Annotated in this window: 13 protein-coding genes; 2 read left to right on the top strand and 11 right to left on the bottom strand. The window is 38.4% G+C overall.

What is annotated here, in order from left to right:
* Positions 1-9: 9 nt before the first annotated feature.
* From AC6BKE_RS06095 to groES, 4 genes are all read right to left on the bottom strand, one after another.
* Entirely contained in the window at positions 10-771 is a 762-nt protein-coding gene (locus tag AC6BKE_RS06095) for an ABC transporter ATP-binding protein (protein ID WP_036118991.1), read from the bottom strand.
* Positions 772-775: 4 nt separating this feature from the next.
* The gene (locus AC6BKE_RS06090; RefSeq protein ID WP_036118993.1) at positions 776-1,855 is read right to left on the bottom strand and encodes a FecCD family ABC transporter permease; all 1,080 of its coding nucleotides are present in this window, start codon (positions 1,853-1,855) and stop codon (positions 776-778) included.
* Between the two features lie 671 nt (positions 1,856-2,526).
* Positions 2,527-4,158 (bottom strand): chaperonin GroEL, encoded by a 1,632-nt coding sequence (gene groL, locus AC6BKE_RS06085; protein WP_058843576.1) that lies wholly within the window; start codon positions 4,156-4,158, stop codon positions 2,527-2,529.
* Positions 4,159-4,288: 130 nt separating this feature from the next.
* Positions 4,289-4,573, bottom strand: a complete 285-nt coding sequence (gene groES, locus AC6BKE_RS06080; RefSeq protein ID WP_004224358.1) for a co-chaperone GroES — start codon at positions 4,571-4,573, stop codon at positions 4,289-4,291.
* Between the two features lie 171 nt (positions 4,574-4,744).
* On the opposite strand from groES, the gene AC6BKE_RS06075 reads away from it, so the two are divergent.
* A complete protein-coding gene (locus AC6BKE_RS06075) occupies positions 4,745-5,509 on the top strand; it encodes a CPBP family intramembrane glutamic endopeptidase (RefSeq protein ID WP_499856172.1) in 765 nt (254 codons plus the stop codon).
* A gap of 77 nt (positions 5,510-5,586) precedes the next feature.
* On the opposite strand, the gene tatC is transcribed toward AC6BKE_RS06075, so the two are convergent.
* The 3 genes from tatC to AC6BKE_RS06060 form a co-directional block, all read right to left on the bottom strand.
* On the bottom strand, positions 5,587-6,411 hold the full coding sequence (gene tatC / locus AC6BKE_RS06070) for a twin-arginine translocase subunit TatC (protein WP_036119000.1): 825 nt from the start codon (positions 6,409-6,411) through the stop codon (positions 5,587-5,589).
* 17 nt (positions 6,412-6,428) lie between these two features.
* Positions 6,429-6,614 carry a twin-arginine translocase TatA/TatE family subunit gene (locus tag AC6BKE_RS06065; RefSeq protein WP_010857065.1) on the bottom strand — a complete coding sequence of 62 codons (186 nt, stop codon included), beginning with the start codon at positions 6,612-6,614 and terminating at the stop codon, positions 6,429-6,431.
* Between the two features lie 165 nt (positions 6,615-6,779).
* Positions 6,780-7,415, bottom strand: a complete 636-nt coding sequence (locus AC6BKE_RS06060) for a redox-sensing transcriptional repressor Rex (protein WP_036119002.1) — start codon at positions 7,413-7,415, stop codon at positions 6,780-6,782.
* A gap of 253 nt (positions 7,416-7,668) precedes the next feature.
* On the opposite strand from AC6BKE_RS06060, the gene AC6BKE_RS06055 reads away from it, so the two are divergent.
* Positions 7,669-9,612, top strand: a complete 1,944-nt coding sequence (locus tag AC6BKE_RS06055) for an ABC transporter ATP-binding protein (protein ID WP_499856169.1) — start codon at positions 7,669-7,671, stop codon at positions 9,610-9,612.
* A gap of 441 nt (positions 9,613-10,053) precedes the next feature.
* On the opposite strand, the gene tsaD is transcribed toward AC6BKE_RS06055, so the two are convergent.
* The 4 genes from tsaD to tsaE are packed head-to-tail and all read right to left on the bottom strand — an operon-like array spanning position 10,054 to position 12,668.
* Positions 10,054-11,070, bottom strand: a complete 1,017-nt coding sequence (gene tsaD / locus AC6BKE_RS06050; RefSeq protein ID WP_058843573.1) for a tRNA (adenosine(37)-N6)-threonylcarbamoyltransferase complex transferase subunit TsaD — start codon at positions 11,068-11,070, stop codon at positions 10,054-10,056.
* Positions 11,070-11,522, bottom strand: coding sequence for a ribosomal protein S18-alanine N-acetyltransferase (rimI, locus tag AC6BKE_RS06045; RefSeq protein WP_058843572.1), 453 nt, complete (start codon positions 11,520-11,522; stop codon positions 11,070-11,072). Before rimI ends, tsaD begins: the two co-directional genes overlap by 1 nt.
* Positions 11,515-12,222: a tRNA (adenosine(37)-N6)-threonylcarbamoyltransferase complex dimerization subunit type 1 TsaB gene (gene tsaB / locus AC6BKE_RS06040; RefSeq protein ID WP_499856166.1), complete on the bottom strand. Its 708-nt coding sequence runs from the start codon at positions 12,220-12,222 to the stop codon at positions 11,515-11,517. The genes rimI and tsaB overlap by 8 nt, the downstream gene beginning before the upstream one ends.
* Positions 12,219-12,668 (bottom strand): tRNA (adenosine(37)-N6)-threonylcarbamoyltransferase complex ATPase subunit type 1 TsaE, encoded by a 450-nt coding sequence (gene tsaE / locus AC6BKE_RS06035; protein ID WP_036119017.1) that lies wholly within the window; start codon positions 12,666-12,668, stop codon positions 12,219-12,221. Before tsaE ends, tsaB begins: the two co-directional genes overlap by 4 nt.
* Between the last annotated feature and the right edge of the window lie 154 nt (positions 12,669-12,822).

The raw sequence follows: 12,822 nt of genomic DNA, 5'->3' as shown, positions 1-12,822 counted from the left end.
GTGTTCCTCCTATAGTCCATATGCAAAGCCTAATCCGTTTGTCACGGGATTAGTAAACGTTTGACATTTAATATGATATAAAGCTTCTATTGTTTCCGGTGTTAAAACCTCTGCTGGTGTGCCATGCGCATAGATTTCACCATCTTTGACCGCATAGAGATAATCACAGTAATGGGCTGCCATTTCTAAATCGTGAAGCGCTGCTAAAACACCGATGTTTAAACTTCTAACACAGGATAGTATTTCGATTTGATAACGAATATCTAAATGGTTTGTTGGCTCATCCAAAATCATAAATTTAGGCTGCTGAGCAATCGTTCTTGCTAAAATAACTCGTTGCTTTTCGCCACCAGATAGTGAAAGAAAACTACGCCCTCTATAGGATTGTAAGTTCGTACGCGTTAACGCCTCTTCCACTATGTCAAAATCCTTTTGGTTATCTGACTCTAGCATTTTTTTATGAGGTGTTCTGCCTAACATCACCATTTGCTGTACCGTTAAATCAAAATGCATTTCATTGAATTGCCCTACTACACCTAAGTGCTGAGAAATCTTTTTTTCAGGACTCTTCAAAACATCTAAATCATCTAAAAAAACCATCCCTTTTTGAGGCACAAGGCTTTTATAAATACTTTTCAACAAAGTTGACTTTCCGCATCCGTTTGGTCCGATTAAGCCCACAAATTGTTGCTTATTCACATGAATGGATATGTTTTTTACTATTTCCTTTTTGCCGATCTTTACCTCTATTTCCTTTGCTACTAATTCCATTGTTCTACCCTCCGAAGTTGTAACCTTTTTTTACAATCATATAGATAAATAATGGCGATCCAATGACAGAAGTAATGATACCAATTGGTAATTCAACATTTTGGATTAATGTTCGAGACAGAATATCCGCCCAAATCATGAAAAGACCACCTAAGAGCAATGTTCCTAACATTAATCGTTTATGGTCTGCTCCAAAAATGCCTCTCGTGATATGTGGAATAATTAAACCAACAAAACCGATCATACCCGCATAAGCAACCATTGTTCCTGTAATGAGCGAAGTAAGGATCATGTACAATTTGCGATAAGCACTTAGATTGATACCTAATGTGATAGCTGATTCATCTCCAAGTAGCATTGTATTTAGCACACGATGTTGGAAAAGGAATAACGCAGCCCCTAGCACAATCACAATTGTTAAAATCGGTGTTTTATCCCAGCTAGCAGAGGCCAAGCTTCCCATAGACCAAAACGTAACGGTTTTAATGCCCTCAGCATTATTCGCAAAAAAGATAATAAGACTTGAAAAAGAACTACATAATGCTCCAATGACAACACCTGATAAAACAAGTTTGACTGATGTCGCTTTACCACCAATGCTGGATAAGATCAGCACTGCCATAGAGGTAATCATTGCCCCTGCAAATGCTCCAAAGGCTACCCCAAACTGTGCCAACAATGCACTACTTCCAAAACCAACTAGAATGGCAAAGGTTGCACCCAATGACGCCCCTGAAGAAATACCAAGTATGTATGGATCAGCAAGGGGGTTTTGTACAACCGCCTGCATGACAGTCCCGCATAGTGCAAGTCCAACGCCAATCAATAATGCAAAAACCACACGAGGCATTCTGACCTGTAAAATAATATTCAAGTAGGATTCACTATCCACACTATCAAGCGAGCCAAGCTTCCCGTTGGATATAGTATGTAGCAAAATATCCATTGATTGCTTAAAAGGTATGCTGACTTGTCCTATTGATACAGAAAAAACGGCAGATATTAAAATGGCGCCTATTAAAAGCAAGATAATAACATAATAAATATTGCCCATTCCTATTCTGTTAGCTTCCTGATTATCCAAGATTTCACCTCTATCTAACAAACTATCAATTAATGATAACGATTATCATTTTCATTTTGTATTGTAAGTGATAATCTTTTGAAAAACAACAGGAAAATTTTTAATTATAGATTATTCATACATTTAGTAGATGAATAATCCACTAATGGCGCTTTCATTCACTAAAATTATTTTTTTCGTTGAGCATCACAACAATAAGTTTATAAATCCCATTTATTATATAGAAGAGAAAATTTAGGAATTTCTAATTAACTAAATATAATCAACAATTAAATGCGAAAATGCTCGCTTTTATTTTTGACTATGGGTCTGTTTTATTTGGTTTATGATTATCTCATTGGGAACTAGAGGAATTAGCTATAGGAGAATTGCTATTGGAATCCCCCTCGCCTAACTACCTTGACTAAAGGGTAGGCAACAGGAAAATCAGCAATCGATGATGGAGGTGAATTTACACAATTTATTGAAGCTATGATGAAATCACCCTGCTGTTAAATGGATCATCGACTATAAATAGAGCTCATTGGAAAAAGGGGACTGAATGGGACAAATATAGAGCGATATACTTGTTACAAGCGCTGTACATTTAAGGTATTCATTATAAAAACCACTTCCCATAAAGTTATGGAAAGTGGTTATGTTTAGTCAAAAATTTTAGCTGAAACTAAAACTTACATCATGCCTGGCATACCGCCCATGCCGCTCATATCTGGCATTGCTGGTGCTGCTTCTGGAATATCTGCTACAACTGCTTCTGTTGTTAAGAATAGCGCTGCAACTGATGCTGCGTTTTGTAAAGCTGAACGAGTTACTTTTGCTGGGTCCACTACGCCTGCTTCCATCATGTTTACCCATTCGCCAGTAGCTGCATTGAAACCAATGCCAACTTCTTCACGTTTTAGGCGATCCACGATGATTGAACCTTCAAGACCAGCGTTATTAGCGATTTGGCGAACTGGTTCTTCTAAAGCACGTAAAACGATTTTCACACCTGTAGCTACGTCGCCGTCTACTGATTCAGCTGCTTTTTCCACTGCTGCATAGACGTTAAGAAGGGCTGTACCACCACCTGATACGATACCTTCTTCAACAGCGGCACGAGTAGAGTTTAGGGCATCTTCAATACGAAGTTTACGTTCTTTAAGCTCAGTTTCTGTTGCAGCACCAACTTTGATAACTGCTACGCCACCTGCTAATTTTGCAAGACGTTCTTGTAATTTTTCTTTATCGAATTCTGATGTTGTTTCAGCAAGTTGTGCACGGATTTGACCAATGCGTCCTTCGATTGCGTCTGCACCGCCAACACCTTCAACGATTGTTGTGTTGTCTTTTGTTACAACAACTTTTGCTGCACGTCCAAGTGAAGAAATATCCGCTGATTTTAGGTCTAAGCCTAATTCTTCAGTAATTACTTGACCACCAGTTAGGATAGCGATATCTTCAAGCATTGCTTTACGACGATCACCGAAGCCTGGTGCTTTTACTGCTACAGCATTGAATGTACCACGAAGCTTGTTCACAACAAGCGTTGCAAGTGCTTCACCTTCCACGTCTTCAGCAATGATTACTAATGGACGACCTTGTTGTACCACTTGTTCTAATAATGGTAATACTTCTTGAATGTTTGTAATTTTTTTATCAGTAATTAAAATGTATGGGTTATCAAGAACCGCTTCCATTTTATCTGTGTCAGTTACCATGTAGTGTGAAGCATAGCCACGGTCAAACTGCATACCTTCTACTACATCAAGTTCTGTTGTGAAGCCTTTAGATTCTTCGATTGTAATAACGCCGTCGTTACCAACACGCTCCATTGCTTCAGCGATCAGTTGTCCAACTTCATCATCTGCAGCAGAAATAGCAGCAACTTGTGCAATTTCTTCTTTATTGCTTACTGGACGAGAAATAGCGTGTAATTCTGTAAGTGCAGCAGCAACTGCTTTATCAATACCTTTGCGGATACCTACAGGATTTGCACCAGCCGTAACGTTTTTCAAGCCTTCACGAATAATTGCTTGTGCTAATACTGTTGCTGTTGTTGTACCGTCACCAGCGATTTCATTTGTCTTAGAAGCAACCTCTGCTACTAATTTTGCCCCCATGTTTTCATATGGGTTTTCTAGCTCGATTTCTTTAGCGATTGTTACACCATCATTTGTAATAAGTGGTGAACCGAATTTTTTTTCTAAAACAACATTACGTCCTTTTGGTCCTAATGTTACTTTTACTGTATTCGCTAATTTATCTACACCTTGTAACATTAATGAACGAGCGTCTTCTGAGAATTTAATATCTTTTGCCATGAGAATTTACCCTCCTGAAATGGAATATTCGTTAAGCTTCTTCAATATATTTATATCAATTTCATCTTATTGTCATTTTCGTTAAACAAACAATAAGCCTTCACCTTTATTTAAGGTGTGAATAATGTACTTATTCAATAATTGCAAGAATATCGCTTTCGCGTAAAATTAGGTATTCATTACCTTCAAATTTAACTTCTGTTCCAGCGTATTTAGAGAAAATAATGCGGTCGTCAACTTTAACGTCAAGCTCTACACGTTGCCCGTTCTCTAATACACGACCTGTCCCAACTGCTACTACTTTACCCTCTTGTGGTTTTTCTTTTGCAGAGTCAGGTAGTACAATACCGAATGCAGATTTCTCTTCTACCTCGATTAGTTCAATTACAATACGATCTCCTAGTGGTCTTAACAAGTGAAACAACCTCCTAATAATTAAATAATTGTTAAAATTTATTAGCACTCTATATCAATGAGTGCTAACACAATTATTATGATAATCAATCACACTTTTTTTTGCAAGCCAGAACTTCGAAAAATTTTGTTTTCTTTCCATATTCCTCTACAATAGAAAGGAAGCATATGAATGGAAAGGATTTTGACTGTGACTAATTCTCAAAAAATAACGAAACATAAAAAAACAGCCCTGTATGTCTTATTAATTTATATCTTGATGCAGATTTCAAGCAGATGGCTGCTCTTACCGTTTCATAAGCTCGTTATGAAGATAACTGGTCTAGCTTCTGAACAAGCGGCTCCCATTACTCAAGGCTGGTATATTGCCCTTAGTTTTGCTATTGCGCTCATTTTAAGCTTAATCCTAACATCTCGTGATAAATCCTTTTGGAACATTTATCAAGGAAAAAAGGAAACGATCCCTCTTACAATTGTTTGGGGAATCTTCGGTTTCTTCCTCGTGTTCTTTGGTCAAATGATTGGTGCCGCTATTGAGATGGCTGTTTTCGGTATCGAAGGAGGTTCCCAAAATACCGCAGATATCGTCGCTATAGCTCAAGGTGCTCCCGTTGCTATATTAGCGATTGTTGTATTTGGGCCTATTTTAGAAGAATTCGTCTTCCGCAGAGTCATATTTGGCTCGCTTGTCCAAACAACAAATTTCTGGGTGGCGGCTATAGTAAGTGCCATATTCTTTGCGATTATCCACTTCGACTTCTCGCATATCTTGCTTTATACCATTTGTGGCTTAATATTTGCCTTTTTATATCACAAAACAAAACGCATTTGGACTTCTATTATCGCACACGTTATGCTTAATGGATTTGTGACACTTGTACAATTCTATGCAGAGCCATTGCAAAAGTTTCTTCAAGAACTAGAAAAAATGCAATAATTTTTTGTAAAGTCATCGTAAAGCGGAATTAGAACACAAAAGCTCGGTGTCCCATTGAGGGCACCGAGCTTTATCTATTACTGTTGATTCAATTCTTCTATTTGTCGTCGTTGCTGCTCAAGCGCCTCTTCAATCTGACGCTTTTGCTCCGCTTCCTGTTCTTCTTTTAAACGAATTTCCTCTGATTTAAGATATTTCTTATAACCAATCCGAGAAATCATAATACTAATTTCATACAAGATAAACAATGGCACAGAAACCATTAAATGTGACGCCAACTCAGGCGGTGCAATAATCGCTGCACATACAAATAAACCAAAGTATGAATATTTACGAATTCGAATTAGTAAATCTGGACTTAATATACCAATTCGCGAAAAGAATAAAACAACAATCGGTAACTGGAATAGAAAACCAAAAGGTATTGTAAGCTTAAACAAAAATGTAAAATACTCATGTATACCAATGGTTTGCTGTATCTCCAAATCATTCGATAAATTCATCATGAATTTTATGACATACGGGAAGAGTAAAAAGTACGAAAAAGATAACCCTGCAATAAACAATAGAAATGAATATGGTATATAGCTTAGAGTGGCTTTACGTTCTACTTCTCTTAATCCAGGGCTAATAAACGACCACAATTGATACATCAACACTGGCGATGAAAGAATAAAGGCAATTATAAAAACAACTTGGATATAAATTGCAAGTGGTGTGACTACGTCAAATGCATGAAGCTCAATATTATATTTTGCTCCAGTCATTTGAAGGTATTTAACAAGCGGCTTTGCGACGAAAAAGCCGCCAGCCATAGCGAGAACAAAGAAAACGGCAACAATGAACAGCCGTTTTCTTAATTCTTCTATATGCTCAATGACAGTTAGATCTTTTGGATTCATTCCTCAAACATCCTAACTTACTTATCTAGTTCTTTCTTTTTCTTGTCATCATCATCTTCGTCGGCTAAACCTTTAGTAGCATTTTTGAATTCACGTAGTGTTGAACCAAATGCCTTACCAAGCTCTGGTAACTTCTTAGGGCCAAAAATTAATAACGCGACAATTCCGATAATAATGAGGCTCATAGGACCAATTCCACCCATTACAGCCACCTCCTCTTTATATCCATCATTTTAACGCATATTTCGCCATTTTGCTAACTAATTATATGTGAAAGTTTTTCGTCTCTCTCATAGGTTTACCCGCATTTTATTAAAAAATATTATTTGACAGAAATGGTGAATTACACTTAAAAATATGTATTATTTTCACACTTCCTGATTACGAATTAAATAGATAAGCGCTTGCAATTCTACCGATAAATCAATGGTTAAGAGCTGCATTCTATCTGGTACTGTTAACCGTTCTGGTGTAAAGTTTAAAATACCTTTTGCATTCATTGCTGCTAAACGATCCGCCATTTTTTGTGCGGAGCGTGGTGAAACGGTTAAAATCGCAAGCTCTGCACCGTATTCAGCATACTTCTCCTCCAGCAAATCTGGATGAAAAACAGGAATATTACTAATCATTTTGCCATCCTTCGGTGCTTTAGAATCGAATGCTACGACAATATGTGTATTATGGTTTTTTTGAAAATTATATTTTAATAATGCACTGCCCAAATTCCCCACGCCAATTAACGCTACTTTTGTCGCTTCATGTTGATCAAGCGTCTGGCTAAAAAATTGTAATAAATGCTGCACATCATAGCCATAGCCCTTTTTACCAAGAGCGCCAAAATAAGAAAAATCACGGCGAATCGTTGCAGAATCTATTTTCATCGCTTCACTCAGTTCCTTCGACGAAATACGTTCCATACCTTCTTGTGCAAAGTTTTGAATAAATCGATAGTAAAGAGGAAGTCTTTTTGTAGTGGCTTGTGGGATTTTTAATTCTTGTTTCAAACTTTCTCCTCCTTATGATGAACCTCAATCAATTTTACTGTATTTAACTACTAATTTTAATACATTTATCCTTAACTATATACAACATTTTTGCAATCCACTAGCGTATTTCTCTTTAGTTAATGGCGCTTTGTACGCAACTAACTAAAAAGAAATCGTTTCAATCTTACATGACTGCTAGGAATAAGTAAAGCACCTACATTGCATGCAAATCGTTCATCCATTACACTAAGGTAGAATTGAGGTGTCAAGAATGATTGTTTTACAGGTCAATCAACTAACTAAATCCTTTCTTGCAGATGAAATTTTAAGTGGTGTTAAATTAGAAGTTCAACACCGTGATCGCGTTGCCTTAGTAGGGCGAAACGGTGCAGGTAAATCGACTTTATTAAAAATAATCGCTGGTCAAATGTCCTATGACTCTGGGGATATCATTATCCCAAAGGGCGTTCAGGTTGGCTATTTAGAGCAACATGCTGGATTAAATTCTACGTTAACTATTTGGGATGAAATGATGACCATTTTCGAACCGCTTTTAGCTCAAGAACAAACGCTCCGCTCGCTCGAACAGCAGATGGCTGATCCTACCGTTTACGAAAATTCCACTCTGTATGCGAAAGTTATGTCGGAATACGATCAACTACAGCATACTTTTAAGGATGCTGGCGGCTATCAATATGAATCGGACATACGTTCAGTGCTTCATGGAATGCAGTTCTATCTCGAAGACTATGATAAACCCATTAGCTCACTATCTGGTGGACAACGCACACGTTTAGCACTGGCTAAGCTTTTACTTAGTAAACCAGACCTTTTAATTCTCGATGAGCCTACGAACCATTTAGATATCGAAACATTATCTTGGTTGGAATCTTATTTAAAGAGCTATGAAGGAGCTATTTTAATTGTTTCCCATGACCGCTACTTCTTAGACCAAGTCGTTTCCATTGTCTACGAGGTGTCACGTCATCGTGTTACAAAATATACAGGCAATTACAGTGCTTATTTAGATGAAAAGGCTAAAACCTATGAACGCGATGTCAAACTTTTTGAGCGTCAGCAAGATGAAAAGGCCAAGCTAGAGGATTTTATCCAAAAGAATATTGCACGTGCCTCTACAACAAAAATGGCACAAAGTCGACGTAAAATGCTTGAACGAACTGAGTGGATGGAATCGCCAGATGGTGATGAGAAATCCGCTAGTTTTGGTTTTACTATCGAACGTCAAAGTGGTAATGATGTTTTATCCGTTGATGATTTAACAATCGGCTATGATGATCAGCTAATATCTAGTGGTATTAACCTGCGCACCTTTCGCGAGGATCGGATAGCCCTTGTTGGACCAAATGGGGTTGGTAAATCAACATTATTAAAAACAATTGTGAAAGATTTAACACCTCTTGCAGGTGCTATTCGTTATGGTACTAATGTACAAATTGGCTATTATGATCAAGAGCAAGCAAAGCTTTCAAGCAATAAAAGTGTCTTGAAAGAGCTATGGGATGAATGGCCGCTCATGAATGAAAAAGATATTCGCACTGTCTTAGGACGCTTCCTATTTAGTGGAGAAGATGTGGATAAAACCGTATCCTCTTTATCAGGTGGTGAAAAAGCACGCCTTGCACTGTCAAAATTAATGATGCAAAAGGCCAATTTTTTAATTCTCGACGAGCCTACAAACCATCTAGACTTAGATAGTAAAGAGGTTCTGGAAAATGCACTGATTGATTATCCTGGAACGCTTCTATTTGTCTCCCATGACCGCTACTTCATTAATCGTATCACAACGAAAGTGGTGGAGTTGTCTGGAACTGGGTCATTTGAATATTTAGGTGACTATGATTATTATGTAGAGAAAAAACAGGAACTGTTGGAGCTAGCGCAAATGAAGGCTGCCTCCCAACTACAAGTACAGCAAGACCTACCTGATAAGACTTCTACCTCTAAAATTGATAAAGAGGCAAAAAAACGCGAACGTCAAATTAGACGTACTATTGAAGAACTAGAAGTGAAGATGCAAGAAACGACAGCTAGCATTGATAGGCTCGAGGAAGCTCTCTGTGACCCTGCAATTTTCACGGATCACGAAAAAATTTCACAGCTTCAAGACGAATTAGCTACTGCTAAAGAACAGCATGAGCGATTGGAATTAGAATGGTTAGAGCTAAATGAGGAACTTGAAAATATGAATATGTAGTTACTGATTTTAAGCCATGTGCCTCGCCGCATGGCTTTTTTCTTTACACACCTTTGTTTTTCATATATATTGGTCAAGTGCTATTTTTCGACAAAAAGTGCCCACAGTTTTATACACACTATAAATCTAGTAATACCAACATATCAACAGAGTTTTCCACATTGTCCACAATCAAAAATTATTTTATCCACATCATCCCTTGTAAAACATGCTACTATATATTGAATAATCACAAGTTATGCACAAGTTATCAACATATTGTGCATAAGTACGCGTGTTCGGTACTTATTTCGCTCCATTACCTGTGGATAATTTTCTGAAAAATTTGTCAATTAACGTGTTGAATATTATTATTCTCTTCGCAACGTTCATTTTTTATCAACAAATTTTCGACAATCAAAAAAAGAGATATCTTCAATAAGATACCTCCTTCATTTACTGCTACACCCAAGATTTTAACTCCATCCCTGGACGTCCATTCATCATTAAGTTTCCTCGAACCCCCGCCTCAAACATTGGCATGGCTGCTGCTCCAATCATTGCCGCATTATCTGTACACAATTTGAGTGGTGGTACAAAAAATGGGATGCCTTCCTCGGCAAATACAGCCTCTAAAGCGCTTCGCAGACCTTTATTCGCTGCTACACCACCAGCTGCTATGACCTGCTTCACCTGATATTCGCGAGCAGCACGCAATGTTTTCGCTGTCAGTACTTCGACAACACTTTCCTGAAAACCTTTAGCAACGGCTGCTGGCGAAATAGCTTCGCCTCGTTGATCCATATTGTGTTTATAATTGATGACTGCTGATTTTAAGCCACTAAAGCTAAAATCATAAGAACCCTCCTCTAACCAAACTCTTGGAAAAGGAACAGCCTCTTCACCCTCATGAGCAAGCTGATCAATACGTGGTCCACCTGGATAAGGTAAGTTTAAAACGCGTGCCACTTTATCATAGGCTTCACCAGCTGCATCATCTCGTGTTTCACCAATGACCTCAAAGGAGCCATGTTCCTTCATATAAACAAGCTCTGTATGACCACCTGATACGACAAGTGCCAACAAAGGAAATTCCATTGGCTGAACAAGTGCATTGGCATAAATATGTCCTGCAATATGGTGGACGCCAACAATCGGCAAGCTGTTAGCAAAAGCAAAAGCCTTAGCTGCGTTAATGCCAATCAATAATGCCCCTACAAGACCTGGGCCCTCTGTAACAGCAACTGCATCTAAATCGGCTGGCTTTAAATTAGCTTGTGCCAGTGCTTCTTCTATTACTACTGTAATTTGTTCAACATGATGACGTGATGCAATTTCAGGTACAACCCCACCAAATCGCTTATGACTTTCTATTTGAGAAGCCACAACATTCGACACAATTTCATGACCATTTCGAATAATCGCTGCAGCTGTTTCATCACAACTTGATTCTATTGCTAATATCAATCCATTATTCATTATAAATTCACCCACATGACAAGGGCATCCTCCCCGTTATCAGTATAATAGCCTTTCCGTATGCCACCATCTTGGAATTGAAGCTTGCGATAGAGATTTTGTGCAACCATATTTGTTACACGTACCTCTAACGTCATGACCTCCATTCCATGTAAACGAGCTATTTGCATCGCCTCACGCATTAACCCCTCGCCTATCCCTCGGCCACGTGCCTCCTCAATAACAGCTACATTTGTAATTTGAGCTGCATCTATGACCATCCACATCCCACAAAAACCAATAATACTGTCATTTTCATCTATAGCCAGCACATAATGCGCATACTGATTTTCATGCACTTCGTAGTAAAAGGAATCTAACGTCCATGGCACTGGAAATGAAGTCACTTCAATTTCATAAACCGTTGGCACATCGTCAGAAACCATTTTACGATAAGTTACATTCCTACTCATGTTCCTTCTCCTTCTGTTCTTTCAGCCAGTTCGCCTCAGCTTCTGCAATCCGTTTATATTGTGGAACAAAGTGATGGATAGCTTCGACTCTAGGTAACTCTAATTTCGTTGCTACACGAATGACTTCCGTTGCGCGTGGCAAGTCAAAACTAAATGGTGCACGTACTGCTGTATCACCAAGCACCTGCTCAATATTCTCCCAAAATATATCAACATCTGTTCCTACAAATAGAATAGGCGCCTCTAATGCCTTTAAACGCACTAATAAATCATCAATATGTACATGATGATCCTCCACAAGGGCCTCTAATGTCTCGCCCTGATAAACAGCTGTGTAGACATTGCCTCTTCTAGCATCAATAATTGGACAAATCAATCCGTTGTAAAGAGCAGCATTAGCAGCCAATGTCTTTAAGCTAGATACACCAACTAAAGGCTTCTGTAATGTCCATGCTAGGGTTTTTGCTAATGTCACGCCTATACGAACACCTGTATAAGAACCTGGCCCTTCAGACACTGCAATCACATCCAAGTCATTCGGTTTTAAACCTATTCGTGCCAAGATTTCTTCAATCGCCGGCATTGCACCTGCAGAATGCGTTAATTTTATGTTTTGTACCATCTCGGCCACCACTTTGCCATCCTTCACAACTGCAATGGAGAGTGGTGTATTTGCTGTTTCTATTCCTAACCAAATCATTTCATTAGCTCCTCACATAGTGCCTCATAGCGTTCTCCACGAGGTATTAACACAAAGCGTCGTTCATTTTCTCCGATTCGGTAAATCTCTATCGCTAAGCGATCCTGTGGCAAATCCTGTTCAATTAAATGCGCCCATTCGACCACTGAAACTGCATCTCCATAAAACAGCTCATCCCAGCCTAGGTCTTCATCACTTTCTGCTAACCTATACACATCTAAATGATTAAACGGTAATCTCCCCTCATACTGCTTAACAATCGTAAATGTTGGACTGTTGACTGTTCGTTTGACCCCAAGTCCCTTTGCCAAGGCTTTCGTAAATGTTGTCTTGCCAGCACCTAGATCCCCTTCTAATGTAATCGTATCTTGAGCTTCTAGTATATTGGCAAGTTTAATGGCGAAACGTTCTGTATCATCAACTGAATTCATGATTATTTCATACATATTCTTTTTTCCTCTCATCACTACATTACCTCTAGTTTACCTAAACTAACGAAAATGTTCAAAGCATCCAATATCAATTATACCTGCTTTGATTGTGCTTGTTAAAAAGCCCTGTTCTGTGATGACAATAGTTAGGTAACCTAAATGCAAACAA

The sequence above is a fragment of the Lysinibacillus sp. COL-1 genome (assembly GCF_059814265.1).
Note: the sequence above shows the minus strand (reverse complement) of the source record. Positions and strands in the feature narration are given on the sequence as shown.